23 protein-coding genes are annotated in these 20,390 nt (G+C 61.7%); 13 read left to right on the forward strand and 10 right to left on the reverse strand.

The window, feature by feature from the left end; all coding sequences use genetic code 11:
• Positions 1–49: 49 nt before the first annotated feature.
• Positions 50–769 (reverse strand): glycosyltransferase family 2 protein, encoded by a 720-nt coding sequence (locus tag Mhypo_RS00920; protein WP_119339481.1) that lies wholly within the window; start codon positions 767–769, stop codon positions 50–52.
• Positions 770–890: 121 nt separating this feature from the next.
• On the opposite strand from Mhypo_RS00920, the gene surE reads away from it, so the two are divergent.
• A complete protein-coding gene (gene surE / locus Mhypo_RS00925; protein ID WP_119339482.1) occupies positions 891–1,625 on the forward strand; it encodes a 5'/3'-nucleotidase SurE in 735 nt (244 codons plus the stop codon).
• 87 nt (positions 1,626–1,712) lie between these two features.
• Here surE and ychF read toward each other — a convergent pair whose 3' ends face one another.
• Complete coding sequence (gene ychF, locus Mhypo_RS00930; protein ID WP_119339483.1) at positions 1,713–2,831, reverse strand: redox-regulated ATPase YchF; 1,119 nt, start codon at positions 2,829–2,831, stop codon at positions 1,713–1,715.
• Positions 2,832–2,943: 112 nt separating this feature from the next.
• Between ychF and Mhypo_RS00935 the strand changes: the two genes are divergently transcribed.
• The gene (locus Mhypo_RS00935; protein ID WP_147075302.1) at positions 2,944–3,141 is read left to right on the forward strand and encodes a hypothetical protein; all 198 of its coding nucleotides are present in this window, start codon (positions 2,944–2,946) and stop codon (positions 3,139–3,141) included.
• A 219-nt stretch (positions 3,142–3,360) separates the two neighbouring features.
• On the opposite strand, the gene Mhypo_RS00940 is transcribed toward Mhypo_RS00935, so the two are convergent.
• From Mhypo_RS00940 to Mhypo_RS00950, 3 genes are all read right to left on the reverse strand, one after another.
• Positions 3,361–3,882 carry a DJ-1/PfpI family protein gene (locus tag Mhypo_RS00940; RefSeq protein WP_119339485.1) on the reverse strand — a complete coding sequence of 174 codons (522 nt, stop codon included), beginning with the start codon at positions 3,880–3,882 and terminating at the stop codon, positions 3,361–3,363.
• A 63-nt stretch (positions 3,883–3,945) separates the two neighbouring features.
• On the reverse strand, positions 3,946–4,554 hold the full coding sequence (locus tag Mhypo_RS00945) for an MBL fold metallo-hydrolase (RefSeq protein WP_119339486.1): 609 nt from the start codon (positions 4,552–4,554) through the stop codon (positions 3,946–3,948).
• A 52-nt stretch (positions 4,555–4,606) separates the two neighbouring features.
• Positions 4,607–6,115: a S10 family peptidase gene (locus Mhypo_RS00950; protein ID WP_119339487.1), complete on the reverse strand. Its 1,509-nt coding sequence runs from the start codon at positions 6,113–6,115 to the stop codon at positions 4,607–4,609.
• 102 nt (positions 6,116–6,217) lie between these two features.
• Here Mhypo_RS00950 and Mhypo_RS00955 point away from each other — a divergent pair, with 102 nt between their 5' ends.
• Together Mhypo_RS00955 and Mhypo_RS00960 are read left to right on the forward strand one after the other, a co-directional pair.
• Positions 6,218–6,937 (forward strand): hypothetical protein, encoded by a 720-nt coding sequence (locus tag Mhypo_RS00955; protein ID WP_119339488.1) that lies wholly within the window; start codon positions 6,218–6,220, stop codon positions 6,935–6,937.
• 184 nt (positions 6,938–7,121) lie between these two features.
• Positions 7,122–8,363 carry a S41 family peptidase gene (locus Mhypo_RS00960; RefSeq protein ID WP_240637059.1) on the forward strand — a complete coding sequence of 414 codons (1,242 nt, stop codon included), beginning with the start codon at positions 7,122–7,124 and terminating at the stop codon, positions 8,361–8,363.
• 125 nt (positions 8,364–8,488) lie between these two features.
• Here Mhypo_RS00960 and Mhypo_RS00965 read toward each other — a convergent pair whose 3' ends face one another.
• The gene (locus Mhypo_RS00965) at positions 8,489–8,893 is read right to left on the reverse strand and encodes an acyl-CoA thioesterase (protein WP_119339490.1); all 405 of its coding nucleotides are present in this window, start codon (positions 8,891–8,893) and stop codon (positions 8,489–8,491) included.
• A gap of 47 nt (positions 8,894–8,940) precedes the next feature.
• Between Mhypo_RS00965 and Mhypo_RS00970 the strand changes: the two genes are divergently transcribed.
• The 6 genes from Mhypo_RS00970 (at position 8,941) to Mhypo_RS00995 (ending at position 13,174) form a co-directional block, all read left to right on the forward strand.
• Entirely contained in the window at positions 8,941–10,707 is a 1,767-nt protein-coding gene (locus Mhypo_RS00970) for a M3 family oligoendopeptidase (protein WP_119339491.1), read from the forward strand.
• Positions 10,708–10,789: 82 nt separating this feature from the next.
• Positions 10,790–10,987 (forward strand): hypothetical protein, encoded by a 198-nt coding sequence (locus tag Mhypo_RS00975; RefSeq protein ID WP_119339492.1) that lies wholly within the window; start codon positions 10,790–10,792, stop codon positions 10,985–10,987.
• Between the two features lie 61 nt (positions 10,988–11,048).
• Complete coding sequence (locus tag Mhypo_RS00980) at positions 11,049–11,795, forward strand: hypothetical protein (RefSeq protein ID WP_119339493.1); 747 nt, start codon at positions 11,049–11,051, stop codon at positions 11,793–11,795.
• 140 nt (positions 11,796–11,935) lie between these two features.
• Complete coding sequence (locus Mhypo_RS00985; RefSeq protein WP_119339494.1) at positions 11,936–12,376, forward strand: SHOCT-like domain-containing protein; 441 nt, start codon at positions 11,936–11,938, stop codon at positions 12,374–12,376.
• A 35-nt stretch (positions 12,377–12,411) separates the two neighbouring features.
• Positions 12,412–12,759 carry a hypothetical protein gene (locus tag Mhypo_RS00990; protein ID WP_119339523.1) on the forward strand — a complete coding sequence of 116 codons (348 nt, stop codon included), beginning with the start codon at positions 12,412–12,414 and terminating at the stop codon, positions 12,757–12,759.
• Between the two features lie 19 nt (positions 12,760–12,778).
• Entirely contained in the window at positions 12,779–13,174 is a 396-nt protein-coding gene (locus Mhypo_RS00995; protein ID WP_186814625.1) for a DUF2089 domain-containing protein, read from the forward strand.
• On the opposite strand, the gene Mhypo_RS01000 is transcribed toward Mhypo_RS00995, so the two are convergent.
• A complete protein-coding gene (locus Mhypo_RS01000; protein ID WP_119339496.1) occupies positions 13,171–13,938 on the reverse strand; it encodes an enoyl-CoA hydratase/isomerase family protein in 768 nt (255 codons plus the stop codon). The two genes, Mhypo_RS00995 and Mhypo_RS01000, sit on opposite strands and share 4 nt — an antisense overlap.
• A gap of 459 nt (positions 13,939–14,397) precedes the next feature.
• Here Mhypo_RS01000 and infC point away from each other — a divergent pair, with 459 nt between their 5' ends.
• The 3 genes from infC (at position 14,398) to rplT (ending at position 15,705) form a co-directional block, all read left to right on the forward strand.
• Positions 14,398–14,955 (forward strand): translation initiation factor IF-3, encoded by a 558-nt coding sequence (gene infC / locus Mhypo_RS01005; RefSeq protein ID WP_119339497.1) that lies wholly within the window; start codon positions 14,398–14,400, stop codon positions 14,953–14,955.
• A gap of 185 nt (positions 14,956–15,140) precedes the next feature.
• Positions 15,141–15,341, forward strand: coding sequence for a 50S ribosomal protein L35 (rpmI, locus tag Mhypo_RS01010; RefSeq protein ID WP_119339498.1), 201 nt, complete (start codon positions 15,141–15,143; stop codon positions 15,339–15,341).
• Positions 15,342–15,357: 16 nt separating this feature from the next.
• Entirely contained in the window at positions 15,358–15,705 is a 348-nt protein-coding gene (rplT, locus tag Mhypo_RS01015) for a 50S ribosomal protein L20 (protein WP_119339499.1), read from the forward strand.
• A 144-nt stretch (positions 15,706–15,849) separates the two neighbouring features.
• On the opposite strand, the gene Mhypo_RS01020 is transcribed toward rplT, so the two are convergent.
• The 3 genes from Mhypo_RS01020 to Mhypo_RS01030 form a co-directional block, all read right to left on the reverse strand.
• The gene (locus Mhypo_RS01020; protein ID WP_119339500.1) at positions 15,850–16,839 is read right to left on the reverse strand and encodes an NAD-dependent epimerase/dehydratase family protein; all 990 of its coding nucleotides are present in this window, start codon (positions 16,837–16,839) and stop codon (positions 15,850–15,852) included.
• A 429-nt stretch (positions 16,840–17,268) separates the two neighbouring features.
• Positions 17,269–19,527 (reverse strand): ATP-dependent Clp protease ATP-binding subunit ClpA, encoded by a 2,259-nt coding sequence (gene clpA / locus Mhypo_RS01025; protein ID WP_119339501.1) that lies wholly within the window; start codon positions 19,525–19,527, stop codon positions 17,269–17,271.
• A 65-nt stretch (positions 19,528–19,592) separates the two neighbouring features.
• Positions 19,593–20,234: a cation diffusion facilitator family transporter gene (locus Mhypo_RS01030; RefSeq protein WP_119339502.1), complete on the reverse strand. Its 642-nt coding sequence runs from the start codon at positions 20,232–20,234 to the stop codon at positions 19,593–19,595.
• Positions 20,235–20,390 lie beyond the last annotated feature (156 nt).

A 20,390-nucleotide genomic window follows, 5' to 3' on the forward strand; every position in this document is an offset into this window, starting at 1 on the left:
GCAAATCATGGGTTCCGGGCCAGTCTGCGGGTCTTTTTGTGTGGAAGGGTCAGGCTGCACCCGCGATGATGCGGTGGTCTTTGAGCTGCAGGTTGCCCAGCCCGTGTTTGCTGGCGAGCTTATCGAGGTTTTTCTGGCGCTCCCCCTGGCGGGCGGCGTAAGACATGTTGCCGCCGTGCATGGCCACTGCCACCCCCCTGCCGGGAAGCTGAATGAGCGGATAGCCCGCCGAGACCACGCGCAGATACCAGTCCCAGTCCCAGTAGTCGGCTACCTCGGGGTCGAAGGGGCCCAGTTCGTCGTGAAAAAAGCGAGGGTAGGCCGCGCCGGTGGCGAGCAGGTGGTTGTCGGTGCGAAGCGAGAGGGGGCTGGCCTTGAAATCGAAGGGGATGCGCTCGAGCTCCAGACCATCGCGCTCCACGACCAGATAACCGCCCCGGTAGACCAGTCCGGCCTGCGCCTTGAGGGCCCGCACCACCCGGTGCAGGTGGGTGGGGTCGAGCCACCAGTCGTCATCGTCCAGGAGGGCAATTATTGAGCCGGTGGCATGGGCCAGCCCGGTGTTGCGGGCATGAACCTGCCCCCGCCCCTCGTTGCGAACCCCCAGGATGCGGGGGTCACGCAGGCTATGGGCAGCCAGGACGCCCGCACCGTCGCCGTCGTCTATCACCACCGCTTCCCAGTCGGGATAGAGCTGGAGCTGGAGCGAGCGCAGGGCCCGCAGCAACAACTGGGGCCGGTTGTAGGTAGGAATCAGCACGCTGACCATGGTTTACATGTAGATTAAAACCCTTTTGTCAAGCCTGCTTGGTACACCGCCTGACATTTGGCTGACCTGGCTGACCGTGTCCTGACGCTCTGCCTCCAAGCTTCACTTGGAGAGGTGGTCGATGCGAATTCTGGTTACCAACGACGACGGCATCTACAGCCCTGGGCTTCTGGCGCTGGCCGAGGTGGCCACGGCCTTTGGCGAGGTGCGGGTGGTTGCACCCGATGTGGAGCAGTCCGCGATGGGCCATGCCATCACCATATCCCGTCCCCTGCACTACCGAGCTACGCCGCTGGGGGGCCTCGAGGCCTACCGCGTGAACGGCACGCCCGCCGACTGTGTGGCCCTGGGCACCCACCACTGGGACAGGGTAGATTTGGTGCTTTCCGGCATTAATCTGGGTTCCAACCTGGGCAACGAAATCTGGCACTCGGGCACCGTAGCGGCGGCCAAGCAGGCTGCGTTGCTGGGTATCCCCGCCATTGCCTTTAGCGCCCCCATCAATGGCCGGGAGCCCGACTTCGAGGCCCTCAAACCCTGGGTGGGGCGGGTACTGGAAGCCCTGCTACGGGAGCCCAAGCCCTTTTTGATCAATGTGAACTTCCCCGCAAAACCCAAGGGCATCCTGTGGGCCCGCCAGTCGGTGCGCCTGTACGAGGGCCGGATTGTGCCCGGCACCGACCCCATGGGCCGGGAGCACTTCTGGTTTGCTGCAACCCCCGACCATGAACCCGAGGAAGGCACCGACCGCTGGGCGGTGGGCCACAACTTCATAGCCCTCACCCCCCTGCGCCTGGACCTGACCGACGAAGCCCGCCTGAGCCAGGCCTTTCAGCTTGCGGCCTCGGCGGACTGAAGCTGCTGCTCATGGCCTATAGCGCATAGCTCAAACGTGCTGTAGCCAATGGGCCAGTCAACTGGCAATACCTCCGTGTTTTGCCGGCTATACGTTGAACAAAATTAGCACCACGTCGCCGTCTTGCACCACATAATCCTTGCCTTCGGTGCGCACCCAGCCCTTTTCCTTGGCCTGGGCCCAGCCCCCGGCTTCGACCAGCTTGTGCCACTCGATCACCTCGGCCCGGATAAAGCCCCGCTCGAGGTCGGAATGAATCTCGCCGGCGGCCTGGGGGGCCTTGGTGCCCTGGCGGATAGTCCAGGCCCGCACCTCTTTTTCGCCGGCGGTAAAGAAGGTCTGCAGGCCCAGGGTGTGGTAGGCGGTGCGCACCAGCCGGTTGAGCCCCGACTCCGCTAAACCCAGGGTTTGCAGGTATTCCTGGGCTTCTTCCTCAGACAGCTCGGCCAGCTCGGCCTCGATTTTGGCCGAGACCACCACCACATCGGCGCCTTCTCGTGCGGCGGCCTCGCGCACCTTTTGCACGTGGGGGTTCTGGGCGCCCTCGGGCAGGTCTTCCTCGGCCACGTTGCAAACGTAAATCACGGGCTTGTAGGTGAGCAGGCCCAGCTCGCGGGCCGCCTTGCTCAAAAGTTCTGGCTCGGCCCCCGCATAGGTGCGGATGGGCCGGCCCTGTGAAAGGTGCTGCATGAGGGGCTCGAGCACGTCCAGCAGGGCTTTATCGTCCTTATCGCTCTTGGCCGACTTGCGCAGCTTGTCCAGACGCTTCTCGATGGTCTGGAGGTCGGCCAGGGCCAGCTCGGTGTTGATGGTCTCGAGGTCGTCCAGGGGGTCTACCTTACCCGCCACGTGCACCACGTTGGGGTCTTCGAAGCAGCGCACCACGTGAGCAATGGCCGCAACCTCGCGGATATTGGCCAGAAACTGGTTGCCCAGTCCCTCGCCCTTGTGCGCCCCCTTCACCAGCCCGGCAATGTCCACAAACTCCACGTAGGTGGGCACGATGGGCGGCACCCGCTCGCCCTTCACGAAGAGCTTTTGCAGGGCATTGAGGCGTGAGTCGGGTAGGGTGACCACCCCCACGTTTTTGTCAATGGTGGCAAAGGGGTAGTTGGCGGCCAGCGCGCCTGCTTTGGTAATGGCGTTGAAGAGCGTGGATTTACCCACGTTGGGAAGACCGACGATACCGACTCCTAGGGATGCCATGGGGTTCCTTTACGCAGGCCTTTGCCTGCACACAAGCCCCCATTCTAACCGAGCAGAGGCAAAAGCCCCAAACCCTCTTTGGTAGGCTTCAGGCAGGCTTAAGGAGGTGTTTGTGACAACGGTGCTGCTCTTAATGCTGGCGGCAGCGGCGGTATTGCTGATGGTGCAGTTTGGCCTGGATACCCAGAACCTACCCCAAAAGCCCGCCGATGTCCTGACCGATGAAAGCTACGTGCTGGTGGCCTTGCTGGCGATGGTGGTGATTGCTGGGCTGGCGACGGCGGTGCTGCTGTATGTCGCACCCCAGTGAGCTTGGTAGGTAGGGCTTTCGGCTGACATCTCCAACGTCTGGACCCTGGCCTCTGGCCGCTGAAAGCCCAGGGTAGAAGGTATGCTGCCCTGCAAATTGAGGCTGGAGACATGCCTTGTTTCTCATGTCCAAAGGGCCCCTGGACGAATTGTCGCCAACAGGTTGGCTGAGCGCTTACCGTGGGGGCTTCAGGGAGCGAGAAGGACCTCCGGAGGGTGTTCAACTCCCCAAGCCCAGATGGGCCCTGGCTTCTTCGGCGAACCCGGCCCAGTCCAGCAGGGCTCCGGCCAGGGCCAGGTAGCCCCTGGTGGTGCACACCTTGCCCTGCCAGCGGTAGGGTTCTCTAGAGCGTTCCAAAGCGGTTCGGGCCAGGGCTTCTTCGGCAATGGGGTGGGCGGCGACCTGGCCCGAAACCTGTCCGGCCTCCCACAAAAACAGTACCCCATTGGCGCCCGCAAACACGGCCCGCAGGCCATCCCACACTTCGCTCAACCAGTCCTGGTGTTCTGCATCGCGCCCCAGTTTGCTCATCTGGGAACCGCCAGGAATGACCAGCACGTTCAGTTCGGGCCTTGCGGCAAAGGTGTACCGGGGCGTCCAGACCGCGCCTGCGCTGCCCTCCAGGGCGGTGCGGCCCCGGGCCAGCGTGAAGCGCTCCCAACCCAAAAGCCTTGCCACCTCCAGCACCAAGGCTGCCTCGGCCTCGAGGAAACCCGGTGTCAGCAAAACGCCCATCCGCATGGCCCTATGCTACCAATCCTGGGCAAAGTTTTAGCGCTGTTACCGAACGAGCGCTCTGGCAAATCAAAGCTCGTTTGGCCATGCGCCGATGGCCCTTATGGGCCCATGGGCGGGGTAGACGCGTGTGGCGCCCTTCTCTCGAAGGCGTTTCCAGCTTGCCAGCGCGGTGGGATTATCGAACGCCAGGGCTTCAGCCGGAAGGTCACCGGTGAAGGCAGCGCCGTTATCTAGCAGGAGCGAAACACAGTGGTCGGTGTGGCCGGGTGTGTGCAAGATTTCGCCGGCTAGGCCCAGCTGGCCCAGAAAGTGGCGGCTTTGCTCAAAGGAGAGCACGATGTTGCCCTCTTCGGTAATTTCGACGTAGTTATCCTGTGGCTTTGTCCAGGTTTTCATGTGGGGAATGGCGCTTACCTGAACCTCGAGCACCAGCAAAGGCACCCCCTCCCTTTTGAGCTCCTCGGCCAGCCCGGCGTGGTCTATGTGGTAGTGGGTGGCCAGCGTGTAGCGAATCTCGTGGAGGGGAATTCCCATCCTTGCCAGATTGGCCTTCAGGTTTCCCAGGGTTCCGGGCCAGCCGATGTCTACCAGCAGCCGAGAAGTGCCCGCACCGACTACCCAGTAGTTGGTGGAGCGATAGCCCACATTGACTACGGCAACGGGCGGGGTATCCATAATCGAGTTGAGCGCCCTGTAGATAGAAATCAGCGCGAATAATCTTCAAGCTTTACCGTTTAACCCTGGCCCTGGATTGCCTGGGCGCTGGCCGACTCTGGCCTTGCACGAACGCCTTCAGGTCGGCGGCTTGCCGGGCCAGCGAGGGCAGGTGCACGTACATCATGTGGCCGGCGGGGTAGTAGTGCACCTGGATGTTTTTTTGCAGGTGGGGCTCCAGGCTCAGGTGACTCAGGGTGTAGTCGGTGGCGAAGTAGGGGGTGGCCAGGTCGTAATAGCCGCTGCCCACATACACCCGCAGAAAAGGGTTCATGCTCATGGCTTTGCGCAGGGTTTCGGCCACGTTCAGGTACTGATTCTCGAACTCTTTGTAGCTCCAGCTCTCGTACAAGTTGGACAAAATTTCGTAGGGGAGGTCGCTCTGGAAGCCCAGATCCTGCCGCACATAATGGTTCAGGGTGGCAGTGTAGGGGCCCTGGATGGCCGCATAGCTGGGGTCGTACTCGAAGGCAGACCCGGCGGCGTCGCGGTCGGTGCCGGTAAAGCGGCTATCCAGCCGGCCCACGGTTTTGCGCTCGGCGCGCAGGAGCTCCTTGGTAAAGCGGAAAATCTCCAGCCTGAGGTTGCAGGCCTGCACGTAGGCTTCCGAGAGGCCAGTGTAGCGGGCGAGCTTCTGGGCAATGCGCTTTTGCTCGGTGGGGGTGAGTCTGCTGTCCTGCATCAGGGCCAGGGTGTACTCGCCTGCGGCAAAGGCCTCGACCTCCTTCAGGAGGGCCTCGAGGGGTTTTTGTTGAAGGTCTTTGGGTAGCTTGCCGTGATACCAGGCGGTGGCGCTAAAGGTGGGCAGGAACAGGATGTGCGGCAGGTCGTTGCCGGGGCCAAAGCGGGCGGTGGAGAACTCCAGAATGCTACTGACCAGCATGAGGCCGTTCAGGTACATGCCGTGCCGCTCTTGCAGATAGCCCGAGAGGCCAGCCGCTCTTGTGGTGCCGTAACTTTCGCCGATCAGGTACTTAGGGCTAATCCAGCGCCCGTAGCGGTGGGTGTAGAGGCGGATAAACTCCCCCACGCTCTCGAGGTCGCGCTTGAAGCCGTGGTACTCCCTGGTTTTCTCGCCCTCCACCATGCGGCTGTAGCCCGTGCCGACGGGGTCTATGAAGACCAGGTCGCTGGCCTCGAGCAGGGTGTGCTCGTTGTCTACCAGCCGGTAGGGCGGGGGTGTGAGGGCCCCGGCATCGCCCATCTCCACCCGTTTGGGGCCCAAAAGGCCCAGGTGCAGCCAGACCGAGGACGAGCCCGGCCCTCCGTTGAAGGAAAAGGTGATGGGTCGCTGGCTGCGGTCGCTTACGCCCTCTTTGGTATAAGCCACGAAGAAAACCGTAGCCTTGGGTTTGTGCCCCTCGGCGGTGCCGTCCTTTTCCGATTCTTCGCGCAGTACTACGGTTCCGCAGGTTACGCTGTAGCGCAGTTCCTTGCCTGCAATGCGGATGCTGTGCTGGGTGGTGGTGAGCTGGTCTTGCGGCGTGGGTTTGGCCTCGGTGGTTTTGGTTTCTTCCGGCATGGAGCCATACTATATGCCCATGCAGGGTAACTCAAAGCCCAGGCCAGCACCGCTCAGGCAGACCTTATCTGACATACAGAATTCTGCGATACCCTGGGCAGGATGATGCCGAGATGGAAGTACATGCTGGGGCTTGCAATGGTGCTATGTGCCCTGGGACTGGCCCAGGTGACTCCGGAGGCCACCCAGCTGCTGGAAAAAATGCGCCTGGCCCACGGCGGGCCGGCCCTGGCCAATCTGCGCACCTACCAGGAAACCGCAACCCTGACCACCTTTTCTGGGCCAGAGCCGGAGAACCAACTAACGGTGGTTTCGTATGTGGATTTTTCCTCTAAAAGTCTCAGAGTAGAGTACCGCGACGGCTCCAAGCTAATTCAGGTGCTTCAGGTAACCCAGGCCGGCGGCCAAAGCTGGAGCGTGGTTTCGGGGAGCAAGGCCCTCGAGCCCGAGCTGGCCCAGGAGCTTCGTGGCGGACTGTTCCAGACCTGGTACGGCCTGCGCCTGGGGGGCAGCGGAAGGGAGCAGGCCCGGCTGTTGGGACGCCGCACCTTTGGTGACCGGACAGGAACCGCCATAGAGGTCACCACCCAGGGTAGCAAGACTACCTATCTGGTGAATGCCCAGCACCAGCTCATCGCCGAGCGCTACCAGAACAGCCAGGGACAAATGACGGTGCTCTACGCCGACCTGCGGCGGGTCTCGGGCATCCTGATTCCTTTCCAGGCCCGCCTGTACGCCGATAGCACCCTGTTTGCCGAGGTCAAGGTGCAAGAAGCCCGGGTCAACCCGGTGTTCGGGCCCGAGACCTTCCGGATGCCGTAGTGGGCCGAAAGCTTTGTAACCTGTGGCTCGAGACCTGAGTCCTGCGAACTTTTTGAGTAGAACAAGCCTTAAGACACCAGGTAAGCGAATCCGTATTGCCTGCGCAGTTGTGATATAGGCAACCCACATTTCATCTTTGGGCGCTAAATAATGATGTATGGCAAACAGGCGGTTTTGGGGGGTCGTGCTGGTTGTATGGGCTGGGCTTGGGCTGGCCAGCCCTGCCCAGGACTTGCTGGGCGAAGTAAGCCGGTTGTTGGCGGACTACTACGGCGGCTTCTCTCAAGTCAGGTTGCAGGAACTGCGACAGAAATACCAGGGTGAGCTCGAGAAAATCTGCGCCCAGGAGGTGGCCTGCCCGGTTAACAAAGCCTATACGGTGATCGGGTCGCTGGTAGCCGAAATTGGGGATCGTCACACCCGCTACTTCACCCCCGAAGACTACGCCGAAATCCAGCGGCGCCTGGCCGGAAGCAGCAGCAATCGCCCCCAACTGGGGGTGCAGCTTCAGGTGGTGCCGGGGCTGGAAGGCTTACTGGTGGTGGAGGTGATGACCGAAACCCCCGCCGAGGAAGCCGGACTGCGCCGGGGGGATCGCATCCTGGCGGTGAATGGCGAGCCTTTGCCCCAGGCCGAAGCGGAGCGCAACAACTTCCTGCGCGAGCGCCTGAGCACAGGAGGGCCGGTTAGCCTGACCATCCAACGGGCCCAGCAGCGCTTTGAGGTGGAGGTGCGACCCCGGATTATCTCCCTGCGTCAACTCCCCTCGCTCAGCCTGCGTTCGGACGGGGTGGCGGTTTTACGTATCCCCTCGTTTAGCGGCTACCAGCAGGTAGGGCCGCGCATCCATGAACTCGTGCGCCAGGCCCAGGCGGCTGGGGCCAGAGGCATGGTTATCGACCTGCGCAACAACGGCGGCGGTGTGCTGAGCGAATGCCTGGTGGGGGCGGGGGCCTTTGTCGAGGAAACCTACCGGCGCCTGCAGGACAACCTGCGCGCCAGCGAGCAGGGTTACAAGGATGGCTACTATTACTTCCGCTCGGGAGGCCGCGACCGCCCGCAGTACGAGGTGCAGGCCGTTCGCTGGACGGCTCCGGTGGTGGTGCTGGTGAACGAGCGTACTGCCTCGTGCGCGGAATACTTCACCTTCGACCTGCAAGAAGGCCGCCAGGCCCCGGTAATTGGCCAGCCTACCGCGGGGGTGGGCAACACCGCCACCATTTTCCTGCGTCTGAGCGATGGCTCGGGCCTGCAGGTGACCACCTCGAGGGCCCAGCGCAAGGACGGCAGCTTTTACCCCGACCGGGTAACCCCCAGCGTGAGCTTTTCCGACGACTTTCAGGCCCTAGCCGAAGGCCGCGACCTGATGCTGGAAAAAGCCGTTGAGCTCTTGATGGGGGTCAATACAGAGATAGAGCAACAGTAATCTCGCATGGTGTTGCTGAAGGGCCTTCGCCCCTGTCCTTTAGGGGAGAAGAGGTGCAACACCAGACGCCCGGGTTGGCTGCTTGCGTCTGGGGGCGCAGCGGGTGGGTTTTGAGGCAGCTGTGATTACAAGCCCTCCACCGGCTCGGTTTCCAAAGCCCGGATGGCCTCGCGCAGCCAGTCGGGGATGCGAGCAGGCTTGCCGTCTTCCAGCCAGACCACCACCACCTTGATACGTGCGGCCAGCTCCCCGCTGGCCCAGGTCTCGCTTAGGGTACGGAAGCTCGAGTTACCTACCTTCTCGACCCGAATGGCAATTTCCACCGGCTCGGCAAACAGGATGGGCCGGATGTAATCCACCTCGGCCCGGGCCATAACAAAGTTGCCGCCATCTATGGCAGCCCCCACCCGGCGCAGATAGTGGCCCCGCGCCACCTCGTCGTAGGTCAGATAAACCGCATTGTTGACGTGTTTGAGGGTGTCCAGGTCACTGAAACGCACTTCGATAGGAACGCGCACCGGAAACTTCATCCCCCGGATTCTATCGTGAACAAACCCCAGTCCCTATACTTGGGCCTATGAGCCAGTTCACCGCCGAGCTTCCGACCTGGGATTTAGATAGCCTGTTTCCGGGTTTTGAATCACAGAAGTTCAAGGCTACTTGGGGCCAGGTGGAGGGTCAACTGCGGGATTTGCAAGACTTCATGCAGGCCCACCGCATCGGTCAGGAGGGGGCTTCGACCGATAAATATACCTTCGAGGCCCTGGTGGAGAAGCTCAACACCTTTGGCGACACCCTGGGGCCGCTTTACGCCTACGTGCTGATGCGGGTAGATGCCGATAGCGCCGATGCCGAGGCCCAGGTCAGGCTATCGGAACTCGAGCTTTTGCTCCTTCAGTACCAGAAGCTGCGTCCTCGATTCCAGCGCTGGCTGGCCCTGCTGGACGCTGAGGCGGTCCAGGCAGGCGACTACCAAATTTTGCTCGAGGAGGCCAGAGTCCAGGCCCAGCACCTGATGTCCGAGCCCGAAGAGGTGCTAGCTGCCGAACTCTCCCTTTCGGGCGGGCGCGCCTGGGTCAAGCTGCACGGCAACCTGACCAGCCAGATTACGGCGGTGGTGCAGGGGGAAGAACTGCCCATAACCGCCGTGCGCAACCTGGCCATGCACCCCGACGAAAGGGTGCGTAAAGCGGCCTATGAAGCCGAACTCGAGGCCTGGAGAGCCCACGAAACTGCCCTTTCGGCGGCCCTCAACGGCTACAAAGGCGAGGTCTCGACCCTGAACCGCAAGCGCGGCTGGGAAGACGACCTGGCCCCGGCCCTGTTCGAGAACCGCATCAGCCGCAAGACCCTCCGGGCCATGCAGCAGGTAATGGTGGATAGTTTTCCCCACTGGCGGCGATACTTTGCCGCCAAGGCCCGGGCTTTGGGCAAGGATAGGCTGGACTGGTGGGATCTGTTCGCGCCGGTGAGGCGGCCTGGGCAAAGGCCCAAAAAATGGAGCTGGCAGGAAGGGCAGCGCTTTATTGTGGAACACCTGTCGGGTTTCTCGCAGGCCGCTGCCGAGCTGGCCCAGCGGGCCTATGCCGAGCGCTGGCTGGATGCGCCGCCCCGCAAGGGCAAGGTGGGCGGGGCCTACTGCACCCCGGTGGGACAGGGGCGCTCGCGCATTCTGCTCAACCACGAGGAGAGCTTTGAGTCCATCTCGACCCTGGCCCACGAACTGGGCCACGCCTACCACAACCACTGCTTGCGGGAGGTGCCCTACCTGCTGCGCCAGGAGCCCATGACCCTGGCCGAGACGGCTTCCATCATGAACGAAACGGTGGTAGGGGAGGCGGCCCTGCGGGTGCTGCCCCCCGCCGAGCAACTGGGGGTTCTCGAGGGCGGCCTGCAAAGCGCGGCCCAGGTGATTGTGGACATCCACTCGCGCTTTTGGTTCGAGCAGGCGCTGTTTGCCAGGAGGCGGGAGCGGGAGCTTTTGCCGGTTGAACTCTGCCAGCTTATGCAGGAGGCCCAGGAGGCGACCTACGGCGAGGCCCTGGCCACCTATCACCCCTACATGTGGGCCGTCAAAGGCCACTACTACGGCTCCAACTTTTACAACTTCCCCTACGCCTTTGGGCTTTTGTTTGGCCTGTCGCTCTACCGGCAGTACCAGCAGGAGGGCCCCGGCTTTGTGGCGCGCTACGATGAACTGCTGGCCTCGGTGGGCAAGTACCCTGCCGAACAACTGGCAGCCCGTTTTGGCTTCGACCTTGAGTCGGTGGACTTTTGGCAGGGGGGCATGGAGGTGCTCAAGGAGCGAATCACGTACTTCGAGGGGCTGCTGGAGCATACATAGAAAACCGAAGTTAGATAAATATAAAAGTAATATTGACAAAATATAAAACCTTGGTTTATATTGATGACCAAGGAGGCCAGGTATGTTCGGGAACTTCAATTCAGCAGAACTCGAAGTGGTAATCGCCGACAAAGTGAGCGCCTATCAAGCGGAGGCCGAACTGGAGCGGCAGTTGCCCCGGCAGGCCCTCCGCCGCCGCCTTGCTCATCTGCTCAGGGCTTGGGCCGAGGCTTTAGAGCCCACCCCAGGCCTTAAGAACCGGCAGTTGCACGGCGCCTGACCAGCAATAGCCCCCTGACCAGCCATGCCCCCAAAAGAGGCGTTTTAACCTGGAGGTTTCCATGACCGAACAAGAGCGCATCCAGGCCCTGCTGCAAGCAGGCAAGATCACCCAGCAGGAAGCCGACCTGCTGCTTTCGGCCCTCGAGGAGGGCGACACGGCGGCCCAGCAGGCCCAGGCAACGCTGGGCGAGCAGTACACCCCATCTGCCAGCTGGCAGCCGGAGGGGTTGCGCTGGCTGCGGGTCAGGCTCACTGCAGGCAGTCTCGAGGCCCGGCTCGATAAGAGCCTCCAGATGCCTGTGGTCGAGGGCCCGGCGGAAGTCCGCCCGGTGGGGGCCGACCTCGAAGTACTGCCTGAAATGTCGGGTGGCAGCTTTTTAGGCGGTTTGCTGGGCCGGATGGGTTCGCTGGAACTGCGCCTGCCGCCGGGCTGGGGCCTGGAGGTAGACAGCAAGGCCGCTCAGGTAGAAGCCGAGGGCATTGCGTTTCTGAAGGGCCGGGTGGCGGCAGGCAATGTCGAGCTGAAGGCGGTGGAGGGGCTCGACCTCGAGGTCACGGCGGGCAACATTGACGGCTCCCTTTTGCTCCGGGAAGGTCAGCACCGCCTGCGGGCCTCGATGGGCAATGTCGAGCTGGATGTGTTACCTGGAAGCAGCGTGCGGCTGAGCCCCAGCGTGAGCCTGGGCAACCAGGAGATCAGGGGATTTAGCGGCACCGCAAACGGGGCCACCAGGCAGCTAGGGGAGGGAAGGGCCAGCCTCGAGGTCTCGGTGCGCATGGGCAACCTGGAAGTGAAGGCGAGGTAGGCCATGGCTCCATCACGTAAAAAACCGACAAAACCTGCTTCCGTTCGCGCTACAAAACGAACTAAAGCCAAGTACAAAGGGTCTGTGCCTGGCCCCCTGCCCACGGTTTTATTCTTTGCAGTTCTCTGAGGAGCTCCTTTATGGACGATAAAAAGCGCATTATGGAGATGGTCAAGGAAGGCAAAATTACCGCCGAGGAGGCCATTCGCTTACTGGAAGCGATGGACACTGGGCGCCAGACGGCGACCCCCGGTGCAGGTTACGCCTACGCAGTGGCCACCACCCCACCCCCGCCCAAAGGCATCGCCAAGATGATTCGTATCGTGCTGGATGGTGAGGAGGTCAAGGTCAGGGTCAACGTACCCGCAGCCCTGGCCAAGTTCGCCTCCAACTTCATCCCCCCCGAGGCCAAACAGCAGTTGAGCGCCCAGGGCATTGACCTGGCGAGCATTCTGGACATGCTCAAAGGCGAGTTGCCCGAGGGCCGCCTGGTGGATGTGGAGATCAGCGACGTGGGTAAGGTGAGCGAAGGCCAGAGCAAAATGTCGGGCCCCATGCGTGTCTTGATTGAAGTGGTCTGAGGGCTTTGGCTTCCTGGCCCTGGATGGAGATTAGGATGGTGGCAGTGGCGAAAGCAACCTCTAAAACTGGCTGGTTCACCCAACTGAACCTGGTGCGCCCTCGGTTTGTGTATTTGTGGGTGCGGGTGCAGGAAATCCCGGTGCCCATATTCTTGTTCGCGCCTTTAGTAGCGCTGGAGCTTTTCCTGTGGATGGCGCTCTGGATTCTGCGGCAAAACCACGACTCCCAGACCGCTTTTGCCCTGCACGCCCTGGAAGCGCTGCGCAACCAGACCTGGGCGTTGCGCAAAATGCCGCCTTTTGCCCTGGTAGAGATAGAGTTCAGGTCCAAAAACGGGGAAAGGCCCCCAAAGCAAGCGCATGTCAAGATTGGGCTTTGGTAAAGGCCTGCCCGGAGGTTATATGCGAGTGTTCCCCATGCCCACACAATGCCCGGTGGAGGGCTGCAACGGGCGACTGCACGTGACCGAACTGGTCTGCCCGGACTGCCGCACCGAGATTCGGGGTGAGTTCCGGCCCAACGAGTTTGCCCTCCTGCCCCCCGAGCACTTAGAGTTCCTGCGCCTGTACGTCAAGGTGCGGGGCAACCTGAAGGAAGTCGAACGGATTCTGGGCCTGTCGTACCCTACCATCCGAGCCCGCTTCGAAGCGTTGCTCCGGGTGCTGGGGTACGAGTACCAGGAGATGCCCGAAGGCCCCAACCCAGAAGAAAAAGAAGCAATTTTGGCGGCCCTGGAAAAAGGCCAGATCAGCGCTGCTGAGGCTGCCGAACGGCTGAGGGCCTTGAAAAAACCCTAAAAACGCGGTGGACGTTTCTCGAAAAAAGCCGCGATGCCCTCGGCCAGGTCGCCGGTCTCGCGCACCCAGGCGTTGGCGATGGACGCCAGCCGGAGGCCGTCCTCGAGGCCCATTCCCGGCAGGGCATTCAGCAACTCTTTGGTTAGTGCCAGCGAGGTGGGGGCGTTGGCGCTCACCTCCTGGGCCAGGGCCAGGGTCTCGTCCAGCAGTTGCTCTGGGGGTACGATTTGGTTCACGAGCCCCATTCGGTAGGCTTCCGACGCCGAGACCAGCCGGCCGGTAAGGAGCAGCTCTCGCGCGTGCTTTTCCCCCACGTTGCGCACTAGAATCACCCCTACCAGCGCGGCCACGAAGCCAATCTTTACCTCGGTGTAGCCGATTTGGGCGGCCTCGCTCATCAGGGCCAGGTCGCAGGCCGTGGCCAGCCCGGCCCCACCGGCTACCGCCGGGCCATTGATGGCGGCGATGGTGGGTTTGGGGAAGGTGTAAACTCGGTGAAAAAGGCGCATCAGACTACGGGAGTGGGCGTAATTGGCCTCGGCGCCGGCGGTGGTAACGCCTTTGAGAAAATCCAGGTCGGCCCCGGCACTAAAAGCCTGGCCGGCTCCGGTCAGCACCACCGCCCTGGTGCTGGGGTCTTGTTCGGCGGCATTTAGCTGCTCCAGTAAGTCTTGTACCAGTCCGGGAGAGAGCGGGTTGCGCCTTTCAGGGTCGTTCAGGGTGAGCAGCCGGATGCCATTGTGGTCGGATGCGGTAACGGTCATACCTCCATGCTAGTCGTAAGGCAGCCTGAACGGAAAGATGGCGCAAACCCCAAGCAGGCCATTTTTTCAGATGCTGCTACGGCCACCTTTTCTTGCTACGAGGAAAACCCAAACGATAAAAGCAAGAACCGGAGGAAGGGTTGTAAAGTCCCTTTCGTACCGTATGTAATACCAGATTCGGTTGATTCGTTACCGTTCGGTAACGAATCAACCCGACCAAAGGGAGACGCTTTCTTCGCCGACCGACAGTGAAGGGCCATCGGCCCCCGGCTAGCGCCGGTACTCAAGGGAGGGGTGTGCTCTAGGATTCAAAAAGACAGCCTATGGGGTTTTTAGTTTTGTAAACTGTCTTTTTGAATCCGGTATAACCCAACGTTGCCGCCTGGCCTGCTCATTGTGTACACTCGAGGCTGTGGGTAACCAAACTCAGCCGGGTTTGTTGCTTGCGGAGGTGAAGTTATAACCAGAGATGTTCCAGTTAATGAACGAATTCGGGTGCGTCAGGTACGCCTGATTGACGAGAATGGAACCCAAGTAGGGGTGGTGGACACCCGCGAAGCCCTGCGCATGGCCAAGGAGCGTGAATACGACCTGGTGCTGGTCTCGCCCAATGCGGTTCCACCTGTGGCCAGACTGCTCGACTATGGGAAATGGCGCTACGAGCAACAGCAGGCCGAAAAAGAAGCCCGCAAGAAGGCCAAGCGCACCGAACTCAAGAGCATGAAGTTGCGCCCCAAAATCGAGGCCCACGACTACAACACCAAGGTCGGACATATTCGGCGCTTTCTCGAGGAAGGGCACAAGGTCAAAGTCACGATCATGTTCCGCGGGCGTGAGATGGCGCACCAGGAGCTAGGTTACAAGCTTTTGGAACGCATCGCGAAGGATCTAGAAGGAATAGGGTTTGTCGAAATGCGCCCGGAAATGCTGGGCCGCGACATGAATATGGTGATGGCGCCTGGCGCCAAGCCCTCGGCCCCGGTGGCCCCTGCCGCTTCGTCTGGCAACCCCGCCTAGGGTTTATTTGCCCAGACTGCCAAAAAGTTGACCCGGCCCTGGTGAGGTCGGGTTTTATTCATACTGTAGCGGTTTTCCCATACCCTTCGTTGGCAAACAAAGCGAAGGAATGCTATACTTGCAAGGCTGCCGAGTTCCCAAGTCCTCTTCCAGAGGCACTCAGGCCGCAGATACAGGAGCACACAATGGCCAAGATGAAGACCCACAAGGGCGCCAAAAAGCGTGTCAAGATCACGGCTACTGGCAAGGTAGTTGGCAAAAAGCCGGGGAAACGCCACCTCAACTGGCACAAGTCGGGCAGCAGCCGCCGTCAGAAAGGGCGCGACTTTACCTTTTCCAAAGGCGAAGAGCGCCGTGTCCACCAGCTCATGCCCTACGATGTATAAGGAGAGGTGAAAAAGTATGCCACGCGCAAAAACCGGTGTAGTCCGTCGCCGTAAGCACAAAGCCATCCTCAAGCGTGCCAAGGGCTTCTATGCCCTGCGCTCCAAGAGCGTCCGTAAGGCCCGCGAAACCCTGTTCAGCGGGGCCATGCGCTCCTTCAACGACCGCCGCAAGCGCAAGGGCGATATGCGCCGCCTGTGGATTGTGCGTATCAATGCCGCCGCGCGCCAGCATGGCCTGAGCTACAGCGTGTTCATGCACGGCCTCAAAAAAGCCGGCATCGAGCTGGATCGCAAGATTCTGGCCGATATCGCCGTGCGCCAGCCCGAGGCCTTCGCCGAACTGGTGAGCAAAGCCCGGGCCTAAGGCAAGGCCTGATACACAGCTACAAAGTTTCGGGGGGCCGAAAGGTCCCTTTTGAATTGGCCTATCGCACGCTTCATGAGCGCTGCCGCCCATCCGGGTGGTAGCCGTCCTATTTGGGGCAAAATATTCCCAACTCCCGGGAAATCAATCTTTGTGAAGAGCGCTCCGGGACAGCCAGTGCTGGATGAGATCGAGTTCCCGCTCCCGGCTCATACCGGCCTTGAGGGGTTCTGTACGGGCTTTGTCCCAGGCCAGAATGTCCTGGACGGTTTGCAAAAGCGGGCGCATGGTGAAACCGGCAGCGACGGCCCTGACATTCTGGGTTTGCGCAATTCCGCGACCCGGCGCAAAGGAAGGAATCCAGGCCGGCAGGTCGGCCCAGGGGGTCACCTGGTTGTCCAGCAACCACTGTTCATCGGCCCAGACGGCCTCGGCAGGGGTGGGGGCGGCTTGCCGACAGGCTTCGACCAGGCTGCCCCAGGACACCGGCGTAGCGGCTCCGTTGTAGGCCCCGCTCAGTTCCTCTTCCAGGCCCAGCACCACAAAGGCCCCCAGGTCGCGTGCGTCAACGTACTGCAAAGTGTGCTTGGGTTGGCCCGGCACCAGCACCCGGCCTCCCCCGGCAAAGCGGCGCGGCCAGTAGGTGAAGCGGTCGGTGGGGTCGTGCGGCCCCACCACCAGATGGGGGCGCACCACAAAGCTCTGGCTACCGAAGGCCCGCTCGACCTCGAGCTCGCACAACACCTTGAGCCCGCCGTAGGTCTCGCCGGTTACCTTTTCTACCGTGGGGTCGGCCAGGGTTTGCAGGGGCGAGGTTTCGTCCAGAGGCTCGCTGGACTCCCGGTAGACCGAGACCGTGGAGATGAAAGCATAGCGCCCCACGCGTCCTTTGAGTACAGCGATGGCTTCGCGGACTTCGCGGGGCAAGTAGCCATTTACGTCCACCACAGCGTCCCAGGTGCGGCCCTCGAGGGCCTTCAGGTCGCCTTTTTGGCGGTCCCCTACCAGCGACTCGGTGCCGGGGAGGGGGTTGGTGCCACGGGTGAAGGTGCTAACGGTATGGCCGCGCTGCAAGGCGGCTTCGGCAATATGACGACCCACAAAGCGGGTGCCCCCCAGAAGCAGGATGTTCATGGGCTGAGCATAACCCAAACAGCCGGCCCGCTCGACCACCTGGGGTAGATGCGAAGTTGCTGTGTGGTTGCCGATCACGCACCCATGGACGGTTGTTTTACAGATGATGCGAGGTCGGCGCAAACCAGTGCTCTTGTCAAACCCTTCATCGCGAGGAGGCCGATAGGCCGACGAAACCATCTCGGAGGACGCTTCAAGCTATGGGCTACCCAGGTGAACTGGGTTGCTACAGGGCCGCACCGTGTATTCGGTCGAGGCCATCAGGCGGGGTGGGCCTCGAGCGTAAGGCGAGACGCCAGTGCCCTACCGTGAGAGCGGCCTCCCACGAATACCCCACACAGCATCCTTTGGAAGCTATGGCGTGTGGGGTAATTTACGCTGCACCGCATGTAGCGTAAATGTGGGAAACGCGATGAGCTGCGCCAAACCTTACGGAGCGTTTGTACCTTTGGTCTCGAGGGTAATCTCCTCGCCCTGGCGCAAGATGTTCAGTTGTCCCCCATTCTTGAGGGGGCCAAAGAGCAGCAGGTCGGCCAGGGGTTTCTTGATTTTTTCCTGAATCAGCCGGGCCAGGGGGCGGGCGCCCATCAGCGGGTCGTAGCCCTTTTCGGCCAGCCAGGCCACGGCTTCGGGGCTTGTCTCGAGGGCCACCTTGCGCTCTTTGAGCTGGGATGCTAGCTGCCGCAGGAACTTGTCCACAATCTGCTGCATGATGGCCGGGGAGAGCGGGTCAAAGTGTACGATGGCGTCCAGCCGGTTGCGAAACTCGGGGGTGAACATGCGCTTGAGGGCTTCGTCGCTGGCTTCGGCTTTCGTACCGCCCAAAAAGCCCACCCGCCGCTCGCTGGCCTCGGCGGCCCCGGCGTTGGTGGTCATGATCAGGATGGTGCTACGAAAGTCCACGGTTTTGCCGTTGTGGTCGGTCAGTTTGCCATAGTCCATGACCTGCAAGAGGATGGCGTAGAGGTCCGGGTGGGCTTTCTCAATCTCATCCAAAAGCAGCACGCAGTGGGGGTTTTGCAAGACCGCATCGGTCAGCAGGCCGCCCTGGTCGAAGCCCACGTAGCCCGGTGGGGCCCCGATGAGCCTCGAGACCGAGTGCTTTTCCATGTACTCCGACATATCGAAACGCAGCAACGGCACCCCCAGCGAGGCCGCCAGTTGGCGGGCCAGCTCGGTCTTGCCCACCCCGGTTGGGCCGGCAAACAGATACGAACCCATGGGCTTTTGCGGGTCGCGCAGCCCGGCCCTCGAGAGCTTGATGGCGCTGGCAACCTCCTCCACGGCCCGGTCCTGCCCAAACACCGCCCCCTTGAGTTCCTGCTCGAGGTTGGCAAGCACCGCCTCGTCGTCGCGGCTCAGGCTCTTAGCCGGAATGCGGGCGATGCGGGCCACGGTGGCCTCGACCTCGGCCACCCCGATCCGGCTCTTGCGCTTGCCAGGGGGGAGCAGGGCTTGGGCGGCCCCGGCTTCGTCCAGCACATCCAGGGCCGAGTCGGGTAGCCGCCGTTCGGAAAGATGGCGGGCCGAGAGTTCGACCGCCCGCTCGAGGGCTTGTTTGGTATAGCTGAGCTGGTGGTGGGCCTCCAGGCGTGGCTTGAGCCCCTCCAGAATCTTCACGGCGTCGGCGTGGGAAGGTTCGGTAATGTCGACTTTTTGGAACCGCCGGGCAATGGCCCGGTCTTTCTCGAAGTGCTTGTACTCGGCAAAGGTGGTGGCACCAATGCACCTGAGCTTGCCGGTTAAGGCGGGCTTGAGCAGGTTGCTGGCGTCCACGGTGGAGCCGGTGGTGGAGCCCGCACCCACGATGGTGTGGATTTCGTCTATGAACAAAATAGCGTTGGGGTGAGCCTCGAGGGCCTTCATTACGGCCTTGACCCGCTCCTCGAAGTCGCCCCGGTAGCGGGTGCCGGCCAGGAGGCTGCCCATGTCCAGGGCAAACACCTCGGCCCCTTTGAGGCGCTCGGGCAGCAGGGGGGCGTTCCCCTGGCTCGAGGGTGCCACAATGAGCTGCGCCAGCCCCTCCACCAACGCGGTTTTCCCCACGCCGGGGTCGCCGACCAGCAGGGGGTTGTTCTTTTGACGACGGGAGAGGATGGTCAGGATGCGCTCGAGCTCCTTCTCCCGCCCAACCAGCGGGTCGAGCTCCCCTTTGCGGGCCCGTTCGGTCAGGTTGGTGCAGTAGGCTTCCAGGGGGTTTTGCGCCACGCCCGCTCCTTCTTCGCCTACCTGCACGGGTTCGATATTTTGCGAGGCACCCCGGGGCAAGGCTCCCCTCGAGATGGCCGCCGTCAGGTCGAGCCGGGTCACCCCAAGCTGCTCCAGCAAGGCATAAGCTGCCGACTGCCGCTCATCCATGATGGCCACCAGCACGTTGGCACCGTTGGCCTGGTCGCGTCCAGCAGAGCGCATTTGCAGAACGGCCCGCTGGATAACCCGCTGAAACGCCGTGGTGGGCTCGGGTTCTGCGCCCGGGATGCGCTCAAACTGGCGCAAAGACTCCTCCAGCAGGGCCCGCAGGTGGGTCAGGTCTACCTTGCTATGCTGCAGCACCCGGCTGGCGTCGGGGTCGTCGAGCAGAGCCAGCAGCAAGTGCTCGAGGCCGGCGTACTCGTGCCCTCGCTCGAGGGCCATCTCCAGCGCACGACGAATAGACTGCTCCAGGGTAGCGGTCAGAGGGGTTTCCATACCAGCTAACCTTCAGTGTAGCAGGGTGATCAGGGCAGATTGTGTAAACGTGCGACGAAGACGCTTTACTCCCCGTGGCAACCACATTCGGCGCCGTTGGCCTTGGCAAAGGCTTCGCGGCCCTCGGTAAAGGACAAGTAGGCCAGCCCCAAGGCCCCCAGGCTATCCGCAAACCAGATGCCGCTCACGGCATAGATTAGGCTGGAAGCCAGCAACAGCCCGGACATATACATGCATACCCGCGCACACTTGGCATCGGCCAGAATGGCTTCGGAGCCCAGGGCCACCCCGGCCTGGGTTTTGTAGTGAATCAGGGCCCACATCAGCGATATGGAGATGGCCGCAATAATCACACCTGCTAGGGTGGTCTCGGGCTTGTGCTGGGTGGCCAGGTTGTACAGGGCCATGGTCGAGAGAATCCCCACCAGGCCGTAGAAGCCGGTTCCGGTGATTTGCAGGGCGGTTTTTTCGAAGCGGCCCTTGGGGGCTCCAGGATATCGCCAGATGCGCAGCACCATGGCCAGAATGCCTATTCCCGAGATCATTTCGATAAAGCTGTCCAGGCCAAAACCAAACAGCGTAAGCGACTCGTCGGCCAGGCCAAACCAGACCGAGACCAGGCCCTCGAGCAGGTTGTAGGCAATGGTTAGAACGGCCAGCCAGAAAGCCAATCTATACCAGCGGTTCGCATGGGGGGCCAGATACATGCTCACAACGCTAACCTGGCAGGGCGAGACGATTTGTGCCGATGGCACCTTAGATACTGAAAAGCCAGCATCAAGTATCCTGTTCTGAAAGTTGATAGATGCATCGGGCCGCAGGTCAACTCTCTGTCTGACCCCAAAGGCCAGAGTGCAACCACA

The sequence above is a fragment of the Meiothermus hypogaeus genome, from assembly GCF_003574035.1.
Taxonomy (GTDB): Bacteria; Deinococcota; Deinococci; order Deinococcales; family Thermaceae; genus Meiothermus; species Meiothermus hypogaeus.